The sequence below is a fragment of the Saccharothrix sp. NRRL B-16314 genome, assembly GCF_000716595.1.
Lineage (GTDB): Bacteria > Actinomycetota > Actinomycetes > Mycobacteriales > Pseudonocardiaceae > Actinosynnema.
Genome location: NZ_JNXC01000015.1, coordinates 13,941 through 30,068, shown reverse-complemented (window position 1 = coordinate 30,068; position 16,128 = coordinate 13,941). Strand labels below are relative to the sequence as shown.

At 72.3% G+C, this 16,128-nt stretch carries 17 protein-coding genes; 5 read left to right on the top strand and 12 right to left on the bottom strand.

Annotated elements, in window-relative coordinates; translation table 11 throughout:
- Positions 1 to 30: 30 nt before the first annotated feature.
- The 3 genes from OQ02_RS44880 to OQ02_RS21625 all read right to left on the bottom strand — a co-directional run bounded on the left by OQ02_RS44880 (position 31) and on the right by OQ02_RS21625 (position 3,524).
- Entirely contained in the window at positions 31 to 489 is a 459-nt protein-coding gene (locus tag OQ02_RS44880) for a hypothetical protein (RefSeq protein WP_197043435.1), read from the bottom strand.
- Between the two features lie 106 nt (positions 490 to 595).
- Complete coding sequence (gene malQ / locus OQ02_RS21630) at positions 596 to 2,497, bottom strand: 4-alpha-glucanotransferase (RefSeq protein ID WP_051772620.1); 1,902 nt, start codon at positions 2,495 to 2,497, stop codon at positions 596 to 598.
- 103 nt (positions 2,498 to 2,600) lie between these two features.
- Positions 2,601 to 3,524 carry a LacI family DNA-binding transcriptional regulator gene (locus tag OQ02_RS21625; protein WP_033440347.1) on the bottom strand — a complete coding sequence of 308 codons (924 nt, stop codon included), beginning with the start codon at positions 3,522 to 3,524 and terminating at the stop codon, positions 2,601 to 2,603.
- Positions 3,525 to 3,633: 109 nt separating this feature from the next.
- On the opposite strand from OQ02_RS21625, the gene OQ02_RS21620 reads away from it, so the two are divergent.
- Complete coding sequence (locus OQ02_RS21620) at positions 3,634 to 4,098, top strand: peroxiredoxin (protein WP_033440346.1); 465 nt, start codon at positions 3,634 to 3,636, stop codon at positions 4,096 to 4,098.
- Positions 4,099 to 4,108: 10 nt separating this feature from the next.
- Here the strand turns inward: OQ02_RS21620 and OQ02_RS21615 are convergent, their stop codons facing one another.
- The 7 genes from OQ02_RS21615 to OQ02_RS45940 form a co-directional block, all read right to left on the bottom strand.
- Entirely contained in the window at positions 4,109 to 4,705 is a 597-nt protein-coding gene (locus OQ02_RS21615) for a TetR/AcrR family transcriptional regulator (protein ID WP_051772619.1), read from the bottom strand.
- A gap of 2 nt (positions 4,706 to 4,707) precedes the next feature.
- Positions 4,708 to 5,658, bottom strand: coding sequence for an LLM class F420-dependent oxidoreductase (locus OQ02_RS21610; protein ID WP_033440426.1), 951 nt, complete (start codon positions 5,656 to 5,658; stop codon positions 4,708 to 4,710).
- Between the two features lie 224 nt (positions 5,659 to 5,882).
- Complete coding sequence (locus OQ02_RS21605; protein WP_231500152.1) at positions 5,883 to 6,878, bottom strand: M23 family metallopeptidase; 996 nt, start codon at positions 6,876 to 6,878, stop codon at positions 5,883 to 5,885.
- A 307-nt stretch (positions 6,879 to 7,185) separates the two neighbouring features.
- Positions 7,186 to 9,300, bottom strand: coding sequence for a transglycosylase domain-containing protein (locus OQ02_RS21600; protein WP_231500151.1), 2,115 nt, complete (start codon positions 9,298 to 9,300; stop codon positions 7,186 to 7,188).
- A gap of 227 nt (positions 9,301 to 9,527) precedes the next feature.
- Positions 9,528 to 10,643, bottom strand: coding sequence for a carbohydrate kinase family protein (locus OQ02_RS21595; protein ID WP_081915827.1), 1,116 nt, complete (start codon positions 10,641 to 10,643; stop codon positions 9,528 to 9,530).
- A 21-nt stretch (positions 10,644 to 10,664) separates the two neighbouring features.
- Positions 10,665 to 11,354 carry an RNA polymerase sigma factor ShbA gene (gene shbA / locus OQ02_RS21590; RefSeq protein WP_442973670.1) on the bottom strand — a complete coding sequence of 230 codons (690 nt, stop codon included), beginning with the start codon at positions 11,352 to 11,354 and terminating at the stop codon, positions 10,665 to 10,667.
- A gap of 459 nt (positions 11,355 to 11,813) precedes the next feature.
- Entirely contained in the window at positions 11,814 to 12,050 is a 237-nt protein-coding gene (locus OQ02_RS45940) for a hypothetical protein (RefSeq protein ID WP_033440344.1), read from the bottom strand.
- Between the two features lie 160 nt (positions 12,051 to 12,210).
- Between OQ02_RS45940 and OQ02_RS21580 the strand changes: the two genes are divergently transcribed.
- The 3 genes from OQ02_RS21580 to OQ02_RS21570 are packed head-to-tail and all read left to right on the top strand — an operon-like array spanning position 12,211 to position 13,859.
- A complete protein-coding gene (locus OQ02_RS21580) occupies positions 12,211 to 13,038 on the top strand; it encodes an alpha/beta fold hydrolase (RefSeq protein ID WP_033440422.1) in 828 nt (275 codons plus the stop codon).
- Positions 13,039 to 13,074: 36 nt separating this feature from the next.
- Positions 13,075 to 13,260 carry a helix-turn-helix domain-containing protein gene (locus OQ02_RS21575; RefSeq protein ID WP_033440421.1) on the top strand — a complete coding sequence of 62 codons (186 nt, stop codon included), beginning with the start codon at positions 13,075 to 13,077 and terminating at the stop codon, positions 13,258 to 13,260.
- A gap of 20 nt (positions 13,261 to 13,280) precedes the next feature.
- Positions 13,281 to 13,859, top strand: coding sequence for a nucleotidyltransferase family protein (locus OQ02_RS21570; RefSeq protein ID WP_033440343.1), 579 nt, complete (start codon positions 13,281 to 13,283; stop codon positions 13,857 to 13,859).
- Between the two features lie 45 nt (positions 13,860 to 13,904).
- On the opposite strand, the gene OQ02_RS21565 is transcribed toward OQ02_RS21570, so the two are convergent.
- Complete coding sequence (locus tag OQ02_RS21565) at positions 13,905 to 14,534, bottom strand: DivIVA domain-containing protein (RefSeq protein WP_033440342.1); 630 nt, start codon at positions 14,532 to 14,534, stop codon at positions 13,905 to 13,907.
- Positions 14,535 to 14,557: 23 nt separating this feature from the next.
- Positions 14,558 to 15,367: a lysozyme gene (locus OQ02_RS21560; RefSeq protein ID WP_033440341.1), complete on the bottom strand. Its 810-nt coding sequence runs from the start codon at positions 15,365 to 15,367 to the stop codon at positions 14,558 to 14,560.
- A gap of 274 nt (positions 15,368 to 15,641) precedes the next feature.
- On the opposite strand from OQ02_RS21560, the gene OQ02_RS21555 reads away from it, so the two are divergent.
- Positions 15,642 to 16,037, top strand: a complete 396-nt coding sequence (locus OQ02_RS21555; protein WP_033440340.1) for a hypothetical protein — start codon at positions 15,642 to 15,644, stop codon at positions 16,035 to 16,037.
- The last annotated feature ends 91 nt before the right edge of the window (positions 16,038 to 16,128 follow it).

The window sequence follows — 16,128 nt, the reverse complement described above, 5'->3', positions numbered from 1 at the left end:
CTGGGACGATCCGACCCGTACCGTTCTAGATCATGTCCGGCCGTCGTGCGACCTGGCGAGCTGACCGCGGGCGGCGACCAGCAGCAGCCGGGCCTCCTGGAGCTCGCAGTAGCGCAGGTGTTCGCACGCGGCTTCGGCGCAGGCCACGGCCTGGGTGAAGGCGTCGTCCGACCCCGCGTCGGTGCGGCGCAGCACGGCGCGCAGCGATTCCTCGGCGTGGCGGGCGCCGGACAGCGGGTCGGCCAGGTTCGACGGCCTGACCGCCACGAGGACCCGCTCGACCGCCGCTTCGAGCACGTCCGCCGGGCCGGCGCTGTGCGCGGCGCTCTCCGGTGCCGTGCTCTGCGGGGCAGGGCTCTGGAGAACCGGGCTCGGCGGGGCTGGACTGTGCGAGACCGACCCCTGCGGGATCGGGCCGTGGGGGGTCGGGCTGTGCGGGGTGCTCTGCTCGGGCACCATCCCGGTGCGGGACACCAATTCGGTGTTCACGGGTGAATGCCACCTCCAACCATGGCGCGGGTGACGGCTTGACGATACCTCGCGGCTGGGCCGCGTGCTGTGACGTGGGTGTTTCGCTTCCCGTGCGCGTTGCGCCTCACGGCCGGGCACCGTCCTCGGCGCGGGGCTCGCCGGGGGCGCGGCCTTCGGCCAGCACGGCGGCGACGCGGCGCACCCTCGGATCGGCGAACAGGTCGTCGAGCCCGACGGGCAGCGGGATGCGCCAGTTCGGGTACTGGTCGGTGGTGCCGGGCAGGTTGGGCTGGCGGGTCTCCCCCAGCGCATCCTGCGGTGATGTCAGCACGAGCACGGAACGGGCCTTCGCGAGCAGGGCGTGGAACGCGGTAACCAGGTCATCGGCATCCACGCCTTCCTGCTTGAGGAGTTCGAGCAATTCGCCGCGCTCGCGCTCGGCGGCCCGGAATTCCCCCTCCACCGGACCTTCAAACCGATCAAGCTCGGCTCGCACCCGAACGTGTTCGGCGGCGAGGAACCCGGCCACGGTCGGCAGGTCGTGGGTGGAGATGCTGGCCATCGCCGACGCGGTCCACTTCTCCGGCGGGATCAGCGGGTGGTCCGGCAGGTCGTACTCGCGCTGGAACCACAGCACCGCCGAGCTGAGGATGCCGTGCTCGTGCAACGACGCGGTGACCCTCGGCTCGATCGTGCCCAGGTCCTCCCCCACCACGACCGCTTGCGCGCGGTGCGCCTCCAGGGTCAGCACGGCCAGCATCGCGTCCTCGTCGTAGTGGACGTAGGTGCCGCGCTTGGGCGGCTCGCCCGGCGGGATCCACCACAGCCGCCACAGGCCCGCCACGTGGTCGATGCGGATGCCGTCCGCGTGCCGCAGCACGCTGCGCACGACGGCCCGGAACGGCTCGTAGCCCTGCTCGGCGAGCCGGTCGGGGCGCCACGGCGGCAGGCCCCAGTCCTGTCCCAGCCCGCTGAACGCGTCGGGGGGCGCGCCGACCGTGACGTCCGCGGCGAACGCGTCGCGCACCGCCCACGTGTCCGCGCCACCGGGGTTCACGCCCACCGGCAGGTCGTGGACGACGCCGACGGGCATGCCCGCGTCGTGCGCGGCCCGGCGCGCGGCGTCCAGCTGCTGCTCGCACAGCTCCTGGAGCCACGCGTGGAACGCGACCCGTTCGGGGTCGGCGGTGGCCGTGGCCGGGTCGCGCTGCTCGGGCGGCCACTCGCGCCAGTCCGGGCCGTGCACCTCGGCGAGCGCGCAGAACCGGGCGAAGTCGAGCAGGTCACCCTGGGGCTCGCGGCGCCCTTCGTGCCGCCAGAGCAGTTCCAACGCCTTCACCTTGGCCGACCACACCGCGTCGTAGTCGATCAGCTCGGTGTCGTTCGGCGGGCGGAGCGCGTCGACCTCGGCGCGGGTCTCCGGGTCGGCGCTCGCGTACGCCGGGACGTCGGAGAGCCGCAGGTAGAGGGGGTTGGCGAAGCGGCGGCTCGACGGCGAGTACGGCGACCGCTCGACCGGCGAGGTCGGGCTGATCGCCTGCACCGGGTTGACCAGCAGCACCCCCGCGCCCAGCTCCGCGGCGCTGCGCCGGGCCAACGTCGCCAGGTCGCCGTAGTCGCCCATGCCCCACGACCCGGCCGACCGCATCGCGTACAGCTGGAGCATCCAGCCCCACGACCGCGGAACGGGCCGGAGCTTGCGCGGCGCGACGATGACCGTGCGGTCGCCGAGCCGGTGGTAGCCGAGCGGGAGCGCGGCGGGCAGCTCCAGCCGTCCGCCGTCCTCCAGGTCGACCGTGCCCGTGCCCTCCAGCACGTCACCCTCGCGCAGGACGACCGTCCCGGGTGGTCTCGCGGGCGCGGCGAGCGCGCGGCGCACCGCCTCCGGCGTCGAGGCGTCCACGTCCAGCTGCGCGAGGACGGCGACCACCACGTCGGGGTCGACGTCCGCCCGGCGTTGTCCCGCGTCCTCGTAGTAGGTGGCCACGCCGTGGGCCTCGGCCAGTGCCGCGAGCTCGTCGTCCACGACGGACAGCTTTGCCCTCCCCGCCGGTCGGAAGCCAGGCCGGTGACGCCCGGTCACCCGAAGGTTGCAGGACGTCCCCTTCGTCAACGACCCGTCCGGGTGATCAGCGCTCCGGTCGCGGCCCCGTCGAGGCACGGACCACGAGGTGCACCGGGGGCGGCTCGGTGGCGTCCTCCTCGCCGCGCAGACCGGCCAGCAGCACGTCCACGGCGTGCTCGCCGCGTTCCCGCCAGGCGCCCTCGACCGCGGTGATCCCGACGGCGCGGGCCAGGTCCGGGCCCTCCAGGCTGACGATCGACACGTCGCCGGGCACGTCACGCCCGTCGCGGCGCAGCCGCAGGAACACGCCCAGGGCCACCTCGCCGCTGGTGGTGATCACGGCGGTCGGCAGGCGCTCGGCGTCGAGCAGCGCGTCCACCACCTGCTCGCCGCCCGCGACCGTGGACGACGACCACAGCGTCCACTCCGGACGGACCGACAGTCCCTCGGCGACGAGGAGCTCGTCGTAGAACTCGTCGATGTCACCCGCCAGCACCAGCGCGACGTCCCGGTGGCCCAGTCCCATGAGGTGGCCGACGGCGAGCCGCAGCGCCTCACGCAGGTCTTCGTCCCGCACGGACACCACGGGCACGTCCAGGCTCCTGAGCGCGGCGTCCTCGGCGTCGGTGAGGTGCGCCGACAGGGCCAGCACCCCGTCCACCCGCCGGCCCAGCGGCAGCTCCTCGAAGAACCGCCGGCGCGCGTCGGTGTCCTTGAGCACGTAGAGCAGCACGTCGTACCCGGCCTGCCGCAGCGCGCCCTCCGCGCCCGCCAGCAGGTCGCCGCGCGCGACGTCCGCGGTGAGCACCGCGATGGCGTACCGCCGGCCGCCCGCGAGGCTGGACGCGTCCCGCGCGATCGCGTACCGCATCTTCTTGGCGACCTCGGTGACGTACCGGCGGGTCGCCTCGGAGACGCCGGGCTCGCCGCGCAGCGCGCGCGACACCGTCGCCGCGGACACCCCGGCGGCCCGCGCCACGTCGGACATGCTCGTCAACTCACACCTCCCGGCCTGGTACGAGATTAGCGAGAACCGTACGGTTGCCTTGTCGCGAGCACCCTGCGAGACGTGATCGACACCCTCCGGAAGGACATCAATGAAGCCCGGCGACCAGGCACCCGACTTCGACCTGCCAGACCAGGACGGGACGCAACGCAAGCTGTCCGAACTGCTCACCGACGGCCCCGTGGTGCTGTTCTTCTACCCCGCCGCGATGACCTCCGGCTGCACCGCGGAGAGCTGCCACTTCCGGGACCTGGCGGCGGAGTTCGCCGAGGTCGGGGCGCAGCGGGTGGGCATCAGCCGCGACTCGGTCGAGCGGCAGAAGGAGTTCGCCGACAAGCACGACTTCGGCTACCCGCTGCTCTCCGACGTCGACGGCGAGGTGGCCGAGGGGTTCGGCGTGAAGCGCAAGCTCGGGCCGCTGCCGGTGAAGCGGCACACGTTCGTCATCGACACCGACCGGACCGTGATCGAAGTCATCAAATCCGAGTTCGCCATGAACGCCCACGCCGACAAGGCGCTGACCGCGCTGCGTCAGCGGGCCGAGAAGTCCGCCTGACCCGTCGTCCTCACCGACCGGGCGCTTCCGGCCTGAGGCCGGCGAGGACGAAGTCGGCGATCTCGGTGCCGAGCCGGGCGGGCGACTTGGGCCCGTCCGGCCGGTACCAGGTCGGCAGCTGGTTGACCACGCCCAGGGCGATGAGCACGGTGGTCTCGGCCGCCACGGCGGAGCTGAACTCGCCCGCCTCCTGCGCCTGCTCGACCACCGCCCGGAACGTCTCGTGGTAGCGCCGCCGCTCGGACCGGAAGCTCGCCATCCGGTCCGCGTCCAGCCGGTGCATCTCGCGCACGAACACCGCCGTCTCGTCCACGCTCTCCGCGGTCGTCTCGACCAGGCTGACCAGGATCCGCCGCACGGTGGTGGCCGCGTCGAGCCGTTCCGACACGATCTGGTCGAGGTCGGCCATCTGCCGGCCGATCAGCGACCGGTAGATCTCGAACAGCAGGTCGTCCTTGGACTCGAAGTAGTGGTAGAGCGCGCCCTTGGTGACCGAGGCCGCGTCGACCACCTCCTGCACCGTCGTCGCGTCGAACCCCTTGGCGGCGAACAACCGCACGGCCGCGCCCACGATCCGCTCGGACGTCGCCCCGGTCCGCCGCGCCACCGTCAGGCCCCCGGCGCCAGCGCGCGGGCCAGGTCGAGCTGGTCCGCGCCGGTGGGCAGCAGCGCGATGACGGGCGTGTCCACGCCGTTGGACGCGTACTTCGCCACCCGCGCCCGGCACTCGTCCACGCTGCCGTGCACGACCAGGGCGTCCACGACCTCGTCCGGGATGAGCGCGCCCGCGCCGCGCCGGTCACCGGCCGCCCACGCCTCGTGCATCGGGCGCAGCGCCTCGCCGCGCCCCAGCCAGTCGTGGAACGCCGCGTAGGCGGGCACGGTGAGGTAGGTGCTGATGAGCATCCGGCCCAACGCGCGCGCGGCGTCGACGTCCTCGGTCGGGCACACGAAGATCCGTGCGGCCAGCTCGCCGCCGCCCATCTCGGCGCGCACCTTGGGCACGTCGTCCGCGCCGAGCCAGTTGGTGATGGCGCCGTCGGCCTCACGCCCGGCGAGCCGGAGCATCCCGGGGCGCAGCGCGGCCAGCATGATCGGCACCCGGTGCTCGGGCGTGCGCTCCAGCTTGAAGCCGCGCACCGAGAACGTCTCGTACTCCTCGGTCACCTTCTCGCCCGCCAACGCCGCCTTGAGGAACCGCAGCGTGTCGCGGGTGCGCTTGAAGGGCTCCTCGAACGGCACCGAGTTCCACCGCTGCACGATCACGGGGGACGACGACCCGATGCCCAGCACGAACCGACCGCCGGACACCTCGGCCAGCGTGGCGGCCGTCATGGCCAGCGTCGCCGGCCCGCGCGTGTAGACGGGGGCGATGGCGGTGCCCAGGCGGACGCGGTCGGACCACTGGGCGGCCAGGGCCAGCGGTGTGAAGGCGTCGGTGCCCGCGGTCTCCGCCGACCACACGTCCGTGTAGCCGAGGTCGGCCAGCTCGGCCACCAGCGCGCGGTGGTCGAGCACCGGCACACCGGTCAACGGCAAGGTGATTCCCCAACGACCCACGATCGCCTCCCTGAACGCTCGGACCGCCACCGTACCTCAGGTACCGACCAGTCGGTATGTCCGCAGCCACCAGTGGGCGCCCGACCGACCCCGAACAGCGTTCTGCCCCACCGGTCGGGGTACCGGCGGGGCAGAACGTCTCGCGAGCCCGATGCGGACTCGGCGCATGGGGGCGAAGCAAGGGTCAGACAGAAATCAGAACAGAAGAATTCAGAGCAGGGGGATCAGAGCGAGATGCCCCGCGCGCCCAGCCAGCCGACCGGGTCGATCTTCTGCGAGCCGTTGATCCACACCTCGAAGTGCAGGTGGGGACCGGTGGACTGGCCGCGGTTGCCCATGGTGGCGATCTGCTGACCGGCCTGCACGTGCTGACCCGCGGACACCAGGGTCTCGTTCACGTGGCCGTAGATCGTGATGGTGCCGTCGTTGTGCTGCACGCGCACCCACAGGCCGAAACCGGACGCGGGGCCGGACTCGACCACGACGCCGTCCATCACGGACAGGATCGGCGTGCCGATGGCGTTCGCGATGTCGACGCCGTAGTGCGTCGTGCCCCAGCGGGCGCCGTAGCCCGAGGTGAACGTGCCCTCGGCCGGCTTGACGACCGACGCGCGGCTCGCGGGCTGCTGGGCGGCGACGCGGGTCTCCCGCTGCGGTGCCGCCTGCTGGGCCGCCTCCTGTGCGGCCTGCTCGGCCTGCGCGGCCTGCTCGGCCGCCACGCGCTCGGCCTCCTGCTGCGCGGCCTGCTCGGCCGCGACCCTGGCCTGCTCCGCGGCGACGCGCGCCTGCTCGGCGGCCTGGGCCTCCTGCTGCTTCTTCAGCTCGGCCTGCCGCACGGTGTAGCCGTTCGACGCGTGCTTGATCGCCTGGTCGATGCACTGCCGGACGATGAGCCCTTCGGACCGCACGAGCTTCGCGGCCTCGAACGCGGGCTGGACGGCGTGCACCGTCTTGACGCCGGGCGCCGTGGGGCCCGAGGTGGCGGCGAGCGCCGCGATCAGGTCTTCACTGGCGGCCAGCGGGATGATCGGAGCGTCCCCACCGCCGAGGGGACCGGCTGCGCCCACACCACTGGCGAGGGCGCCGGCCGCGACCACGACGGCCGCGACCCTGCCGCTGATGGGCTTCCGGCCGCCCTCGGCCCTGTGGGAGCGGTCCCGGAGGGTGTTGCGGGGCGCTGTGAACGCGCGTCGACCACTGATCTTCGAGTGCCGTGACAAGGTGCTGCCTTCCTGCATCGGGGAGCACGGGCCGGTCAAAGGAACGCCTGGCGGGGGATCCAGGTGGCGCCGCTTTCGGGGAGCGACGCCGTGTCCCTTTGGTGACCGAACCGTGACATGCGGCCGAGACCGTAACCCGATGTGACAGGAATGGGCAACCCTCAGCGGGATTGCTGGCCCTTTTGGTGAGCAGGGCCACGGAAAGTCACTCTACGTGTTCGGATCCTCATCAGTTCCGCGTTGGGCCGTTATAAAAGGCCTGGTCAGGGGTGACGTAAGGCGTGACGGAACAGCGTCCGCAACCGGGTTACCGGTAGCGCGGATCCACCGGCGGCAGCGGTGCCGGCTCGGTGCCCTGGTGGATCACCTGCATGGCCCTGAACCAGGTCGGCGCAGCCACCTGACCACCGAAAACACCGCCGCGGTCGTTGTTGCCGCAGAGCCTCGGCGGGGTGCCGTTGCAGATCACCTGCGGCTGCGCTCCATCGGTGAACGTCATCACCGCGCCACCGAACTGCGGGGTGGCGCCGATGAAGGCCACCGAGTGGTGGTTCTCGGTCGTCCCGGTCTTGCCGATCATCGGCCGGTTCCAGCCGGCCGCCGCACCCGCGGCCGTGCCGCCGGGCTTGGTGTCGGCGCTCATTCCGGTGGCCAACGCGTTCGCCACCTCGGGCGCGACGGCCTGGTCGCACGCCGCTTCCTTCAGCTGCACGGGCTGCCCGTTGCGGTCCACGACCTTCTCCACCGGGGTCGGCGGGCACCACTTGCCGCCGCTCATGATCGTGGCCGAGACGTTCGCCAGCTCCAGCACGCTGGTCGGACCGGCGCCGAGGGTGAACGAACCGCTGTTGTCCCGCTTGTAGGTGTCACCCTGGGACGGGCCGTTGGAGCCGTCCGGCTTGAGCGGGTTGCCCTCGCCGTTGACGCCCTGCATCGACTCGCGCAGGCCGAGCCGGTAGGCCATGTCGACCACGTTGTCCAGGCCGGCCTTCTCCTCCAGGATGATGAACGCGGTGTTCGGCGACTGCGCCAACGCCTCGGTCAACGTCATCTTTTCCTTGTAGTCGCCGGCGTTCTTGACCGTGTACGACTTGCTGCCGTTCTTGTAGACCCGCGACGTGTACGTCTTCGGCACGTCGATCTGCTTGTCGATGCCCGTGATGCCCCGCTCCAGCGCCGAGGCGGCGGTGAACACCTTGTAGATCGAGCCCGCGCCGAACTTGGTCACCTCGGCCGGGATCGAGTAGGCGCTCTGCCCCGCGTCGGCGTTGTTGCCGAAGTCGCGGTTCGCGGCCAGCGCCCGCACCCGGTGCTTGTCCGGACCCGGCTGCACGACGGCCATCGCGTTGGCGATGCCGGGCTGGGTCTTGGGCACCTGCGACTCGGCGGCCTCCTTCGCGGCGCGCGTCGCGACGGGGTCCATGGTGGTGCTGATCGTGTAGCCGCCGCGCAACAGCTCGTCGGTCGACAGGCCGGCCTTGTCCAGGTAGTCGATCAGGTAGCGGCAGAAGAAGCCGTAGACCGGGCCGTCGCCCGCGCCGACGCAGCCGTTGGGCAGCAGCTTGAGGTCGGGGACGACGCCGATGTCCGCCGCCTTGTACTCGGCGGCCTTCTCCTCGGCGACCTTCGCGTCCGGTCCGAACGCGCCGTTGTCGCGCATCCGGTCGAGAACCGTGTTGCGGCGCTTGATCGCGGCGTCCACGTCGGAGCCAGGGTTGAGCCGGCTGGGCTCGTTCACCAGGCCGGCGAGCATCGCGGCCTGCGGCACGGTCAGCTTGTCCGGGGTGGTGTCGAAGTAGGTGCGGGCCGCCGCGCCGACGCCGTACGCGCCGTTGCCGAACGGGACGACGTTGAGGTACGCGGTGAGGATCTCGTCCTTCGTCATCTTCTGCTCGAGCTGGGTGGCGATGCGCGCTTCGCTGATCTTGCGGCCGATCGTCGCCTCGGTCGCCTTCTCGTACGCCTCTTCGGAACCCTTGCCCACGACGAACGCGAGGTAGTTCTTCACGTACTGCTGGGTGAGCGTCGAGGCGCCCTGCGTCGTCTCACCGTCCACACCGGCCTTGGCGGCGGCGCGGGCGATGCCCTGCCAGTCGACGCCCTTGTGCTCGAAGAACCGCTTGTCCTCGACCGCGATGATCGCGGCCTTCATGGTGTCCGAGATGGCCTCGGACGGGACCGGGATGCGGTACTGGTCGTAGAGGTAGGCGATCGGCTGGCCGTTCATGTCCAGCACGGTGGTCACCAGGGGCAGCTCGGCCTTGGTCAACTCACCGGAGGTCTGGTCCACCGTGTCCGCGGCCCGGTTGGACGCCAGCCCGAGACCGCCGACGACCGGGAACAGCATCGCCGCGACGAGCACCCCCGCCATCAGGCACAACCCCATCAACTTGATCAGACCTGTCGCGCGCGCGGCGAACACTGAACCAGCAACCCCTTCCGAGCACCGCGGGAAGCCCCCACTGACTAAGTCGCACGACGACCACCGCGGGTTGCCCGACGACGGGCAGAAGTTTGCGGGGTGATCACCGACGACCGCTGTCGAAGTTACTCCTGCCCGCAGAAGCGCGTGGTCAAACCCCGGCGGGCCGATCGGAGGCGTCCGCCAGGCACGGGGAGGTGATCAGCCTCACGCCGGCCGGGGTGCCCTCAGCGCGTGGCGCGCAGCCGGATCGTCGCGCTGGCCCGACGCACCTCGACCCCCGCGTGGTCGGGCAGGACGTCCTCCAGGAACGCGTACCCCGTCAGCTCTTCGTCCGCCCGCCGCGACACCGTCCGCCACCACGTGGCGATGTCGAACCACCCCGGCGCGGACAGCGACCCGCCGAAGTGCTGCACGGACAACGCGGCGCACAGGTTCGCGAACCGCACCCGCTCCACCAGCGGCCACCCGGCCAGCGTGCCGAGCACGAACCCTGCCCCGAACACGTCGCCCGCCCCGGTCGAGTCGAGCGGCGCCACGTTCAGGCCCGGCACGTCCGCCACCTCGCCGGTCGCCGAGTCGACCGCCACCGCTCCACCGCCACCGCGCGTCACCACCACCACGGGCACGTGCTCCGCCAACGCCGCCGCGGCGCGCTCCGGCGTGTCGCACCGCGTGTACCGCTGGGCCTCCACGTCGTTGGGCAGGAACACGTCGTACGGCTCCAGCCGGCGCGGCAGGTCCGGCGCCCACAGCCCGGTCCGGTCCCAGCCGATGTCGGCGAACAGCAGCGCGCCCTGCTCCTTGGCCCGGAGCACCCACCGCTCGTCCTCGGCGCCCACGTGCACGAAGCACGCGCGGGTCTTGGGCGGCGGGTCCAGCATCTCGTCGGCCGACACGGGCGGCCGGTGGCCGTGCGTCACCATCGAGCGGTCGCGGTCCATCGCCATGGACACGGTGACCGGCGAGTGCCAGCCGTAGAACCGCCGGCAGTAGGAGAGGTCGACGCCCTCCTGCTCGGCCAGCACCTCCCAGCAGAAGTCGCCGTAGGCGTCCTCGCCGAACGCGGCGGACAACGCGGTCCTCAGCTCCAGCCGGCGCAGCGCCACGGCGAGGTTGGCGATGCCGCCGGGGCAGGAGCCCAGGCCCTCGGCCCACACCTCCGTGCCGGGCGCGGGAGGGCACGGCAGGCCGGTGAAGATGATGTCCAAAAACACCGTGCCGGACAGCAGCACGTCGTACACGGGCGAACTCGGCGTCGGAGCGGGAGCGGGACCCGCCGACCGCGTGGGCGGCGCGGGGTGCGACTCGGGCGACGGCACTGGCGGAGGCGTGGCGGCCATCTCCCCACGATGCCAGTCCGGTCAGCCGTTCACAGCGGCGAACATCTCCCGCATCCTCGCCAGCGCCCGGTGCTGCGCGACGCGCACCGCACCGGCGGTCGAACCCACGGCCGCCGCGGTCTCCTCGGCCGACAGACCCACCGCGATCCTGAGCACCAGGATCTCGCGCTGCCGCTCGGGCAGCTTCCGCAGCAGCTGGGTGACGTGCCCGATCATCTCGCCGGTCACGGCCCGCTGCTCCGGCCCGTCCTCCAGGGCGGGCGTGTCGGGCAGCTCGGGCACGACCTCGGCCCGGCTGCGCACCGCGCGTCTTCGCGCGTCGGCGACCTTGTGCGCGGCGATGCCGTACACGAACGCCAGGAACGAGCTGGGCTCGTACCGGTACGTGCCGAGCGCCGACACCACCGCCAGGCAGACCTCCTGGGCGATGTCCTCGGCCGAGACGAGCGTGCGTTCCCGCGAGCCGACCCGCGCCCGGCAGTAGCGCAGCACCAGCGGCTGGATGCGCGCCAGCACCTGGCCGATCGCGCGCTGGTCACCCAGCAGCGCCTCGTCGACCAGCTCGGACAGGTCGGCCTCGGCCGGCCACCGGGCGGTGATCCGCTCCGGGTCCCCCACCGCGACCAGCCTGACCCCGGGACGACCGGGCAGGTCCGCGTTGCTGCGGCCCGCGCCGTCCTCGACGTCAGCTCGCACGGATGCGTGCTGCACCATCCGGCGACCTCCCTCACGCTCGTCAACCTCCGGCCATCCCGGCTCATTGGTGAAGAGCGCGGGGAAGGGCGCCTGATACCGGAATGGTGAAAAGCCGACCACGGTAAGACGGAGCGTGGCGGAACAGCACCCGAGCGCGACGGAGGATGAGCCGTTCGGCCGAGTGGCGGCTGCCGGTTACGTCACCATGGCGAACTGGCACACACCCTGGTGGCCCACCCGGAACCCCGCTTCGGAGTAGAGGTGGGACTTCCACCTCCGCCGGAACGTCTCGTCGAACCCGAGCGCCGAGGGTCCGGGCGTAGTCGAGGCCGAATTCACGCGATCGGGTGACCCTCGGCGAGGAGTGGTCGCGCATGCCCTCCTCGATCGCGCGGACGGACGGTGTCGTGCGGCAAGCACTCACCGCCGACCGCATCGAGCGGCGTGCGGAGGAGGCCGGTGTCGGCGGCCGGGTCACCGTGCACCCGCGCGACTGCGGGCCACCCGGACGGCCGGCGCGCCCCAGCCGGCGCCGATCTCCAACACCCAGATGCCCGCCCGAACGCCCGCGTAGCCCAGCACTCCGTCGACCTCGCGCAGGGCGCGGCGGAACAGGGATTCGGCGTTCCGCGCGCGGAACGCGGACCGCGGCGGGTTCCGCAGACCGGGCCGGCTCCCCTGGCCGGGACGGGGCAGGTCGGCCGTGCTCATCGGCTACTCCCCTGCGCCATGCGTCGATCCCTGGTCGGCGCGATCGGCCGGTTCAGGGTCACCACGGGCGCCCCGGCCCGACCAACGGGATTCCGGCGAGCGGCGGCGCGCGAGAATGACCACCGAGCGGGTCGACCGGTGGAGGGAGCTGGAGATCACGGTGATCGGACATCTCAGCGTGCGGACGGACGAGGGCGACTTCGACGCGATCGCGGCGGGCCCGGAGGACGGTCGGCCGGTGCTGCTGCTGCACGGCTTCCCCGAGGCGGCCGTGGAGTGGGAGCACCAGGTGGCGGTGCTGGGTCGCGAGGGGTTCCGGGCGGTGGCGTTCGACCAGCGCGGCTACTCCCCCGGTGCCCGGCCGGAGCGCGCCGCCGAGTACGGCGTGGACGCGCTGGTGGGCGACGTGCTGGCGGTGGCGGACTCGTTCGGCTGGTCGAGGTTCGACCTGGTCGGCCACGACTGGGGCGGCGCGGTGGCGTGGTGGACCGCGTCCGAGCACCCGGACCGGCTGCGGAAGCTGGCCGTGGTGTCCACGCCGCACCCCGGCGCGTTCGCCGAGGCCCTGCGCACCGACGAGGACCAGCACATGCGGTCCGGGTACATGGTCGAGTGGCGCAACAGCAACACCGAGAAGCGGATGCTGGCCGACGACGGCGCGGCGCTGCGGCAGATGTTCGAGTGGCGGGTGCCGCCGAGCCGGGTCGACGAGTACGTGCGGCGGCTGTCCGAGCCGGGCGCGCTGACCGCCGCCCTGAACTGGTACCGCGCCGGTCGGCCGGGCGGCAAGGCCGGGAAGGTGTCCGTGCCCACGATGTACGTGTGGGGCACGGACGACGTGGCGTTCGGGTCGACGGCGGCGTTGGCCACCGGCGACTGGGTCACCGGCCCGTACCGGTTCGAGATGCTGGAGGACGTGTCGCACTGGGTGCCGGAGGAGACCCCCGAGGTGCTCACGTCACTCCTTTTGGAGCATCTCTCGCCATGAGTGAACCGCGGCGCGGCGCGGGACGTGTTCTGGTGCATGACGGAGTTGACCTACTCGGAGCGCAGGGTCGCGACCCTCGCCGCGTGTGGCCACAGCAACCGGGCGATCGCGGTGCGGTTGCACATCACCGTGAGCACGGTCGAGCAACACCTCACCAGGGTCTACCGCAAGCTGTCCGTGGCCGGCAGGGCGGAGTTGAGTGGACACCAGGCCCTGGTGTGACAACGCCCTAGGGTTAGGCCATGAGCGTCGCCGGGTTGCTGCTCGCCGCGGGCGCCGGACGACGGTTCGGCGGGCCCAAGGCGCTGGTGTCGCACGGCGGCGTGCTGTGGGTCGACCGGGCGGCGGGCGTGCTGCGTGACGCCGGGTGCGCGCCTGTCGTCGTCGTGCTCGGCGCCTCGGCGTCGTCGGTGCGCGCGCGGGCGGCGCTGGACGGCTGCGTCGTGGTGGACAACCCGGGGTGGGCCACCGGCATGGGGTCGTCGCTGCGCGCCGGCCTGGCGGCGCTGGCCGGCTCGGACGTCGCGGCGGTCGTCGTGCTGCCGGTGGACACCCCGGGCGTCACCGCGGCGGCGGTTGAGCGGTTCCGGGCGCTGGCGGCGCCCGCGGCGCTGGCACGCGCGTCGTACGATGGCGCGCCCGGCCACCCCGTGCTGATCGGCTCCGAGCACTGGCCGAGGGTGTCCGCGGCGGCCACCGGCGACGCGGGCGCGCGGGATTACCTGCGCGCGCACAGCGCCCTCGACGTGCCGTGCGAGGACATCGCCGACGGAGCCGATGTCGACTACCGCGCGGACCACCGCGGGGACCTCCCCCGCTGAACCCGCGCCGACCGTCCCGGGTGCGCCGGTTCCCCGAGCGGCACGTCAGGCCGACGACGTGGGGCGTTGCGGCTCGACCTCCGGCTGCACGACCGGCTGCACGACCGGCAGCGGGCCGGAGGTGATGCGGGGCAGCGGCAGGTCCGGCTCGGTCTCGGCGGTCCACCGGTCCGGCACGTCCAGGTGACCGGCCAGCAGGGCTCGCGCCTCGGCGGTCGCCTGCTGCACGATCGTCCGGGCGCGCCGCTCGGCCTCGGCGAGCCGCCGTTGCGTCTCCTGCTCGGCCTCGTCCAGCAGCACGGCCTGCTGCCGCGCCACCTCCTCGGCCCGCTTGAGCATCTGCTCGCTGCGTTCCCGCGCGTCGGTCTCGAACGCGTCCGCCTTCTGCCGGGCCACGTGCATCAGGTACCGGATGCAGCCGGACACGGCGTTGTCCTTGGAGTAGCCCGCGTGCAGCACCCGGTACTCGCCGAGTTCGCTGCGCGCGTCCTCCAGCTCCCGGACCAGGTCGTCGGCGGTCGCCAGCGCGGCGTCCCGGTCCACCCTGAGCACGTCCAGCTCACGCCGCAGGCGGGCCAACTCCGCGTCCACCTCGTTCCGGTCGTAGCCGTGCCACCGCACGGTGAAGGGGGTGCCCCGGGTGAGCGGGGTGCCCTGGGAGTTGTCGATGTGCATGGCTTGCCGCCGTTCCGGACGACTCAGCCCCGGGCCAGCGCCACGAGGTCGTCCATGGTGCCGTTGAACAGGTTCTGGTCGATCGGGGTCGACGAGTGCTGCCAGATGGAGTGCACCGACCAGCGGTGCGGGAGCGGGCCGACGCTGTCGGCGTAGCGGGCCACCCAGACCGGGTTCGTGGCGGTGAAGTCACCGACGCGGCCGGTGCACTGGTCCCACCACAGGGTCGACGTGTAGATCACGGGTCGGCGGCCGGTGCGGGCGAGGTAGGTGTCGCTGAACTGGCTGATCCAGGCCACCATCGCCTCCGGTGCGAGGCCGTAGCACTTGTCGTCGCCGTACGGGTTGTACTCGACGTCGAGGGCGCCCGGCAGCGTCGCGGCGTCGGCGGTCCAACCACCGCCGTTGTCCACGAAGTAGTTCGCCTGCGCTGCGCCGTCGGACCGGTCCGGCAACGCGAAGTGGTACGCGCCGCGCACCATGCCGACCTGGCGCGAGCCGTGGTACTGCTGCCCGTAGTTCGGGTTGCGGTAGCCGGTGCCCTCGGTCGCCTTGACGTAGGCGAACCGCACGCCCTGGCCCCACCAGTGCGGCCAGTCCACGTCGCCCTGGTGGCTGCTCACGTCGATGCCGGGGACGGTGGGGCCGTCGAGCCGGAGCTCCGCCGGGTCGACCGGCGCGGAGCCCTCGTGCTTGGCGATCTCCGAACCCGCGTAGGCGGAACCCTCGGGCGGCCCGGTGGCCGTCGCCGGCGGGTGCACGACCGCCAGGCACGCGAGCACCAACGCGGACGCGGTCGTCCGGGACAGCAGCCTCTGCGATCGCGCCGGCATTGGACCGTCCTCCCTCCCCCGCCGGTTCTCCGGCGGGGCGCCGTGACTTCTGGGGAACGGCTACCACCACCGGCACCCGGACAACCCGAAGATGTCGTTTCCACCCGACTGAATGACGGCGAGTGCCGTTCGCGGCACCTGATGTGACCGTCCGACGCAGGTCCGGTGTGATCAATTCCCCCTCAGCGGGGATATGCCGGCATTAAGGATCACGTTCGGGGGCACTCCGTTATCGGCGCGACTTCGGGCGCGACGCATCGGAAGGTGGGAAACCATGACCTCGACCAAAGTGGATTGGGAGCCGTTCATCGAATCGCTGCACGAGGCGGCCGGGCTGTGGGACCGCGGCCTCGCGTGCCAGGCGAGCCGGCGCGACCTCGACGCGGAGGTCGACGCCGACCCGCCGCGGGTCGTGCCGATCACCGAGGCGGAGGCGGAACGGCTGATGAGGGCCGTGGCCTTCCTCGCCCGCCGGTTGAGCGTGGCCGCCGAGTGCGTCGTCTACGTGACGGCCGAGTCGCGCCTCGAGCCCGCGGTCGGCGACCCGGCGGCGGAGGCCGACGCGCTGTCGCTGACCGCGCTGCACGCCGCCGCCATGCGGCACGCGGCCGACCTCGCCAGCGCGGCGTTCACCCGCACCGACCACTCCGACCGTTTTCACGCTGCGTGAATTCGTCCACGATCGGGTGAACAAAGCCGGGTTAAACGTCCGGACCCCAATATCCGTACGTTACAGTGAACCCGGTTCTGCCGGCCTTTTC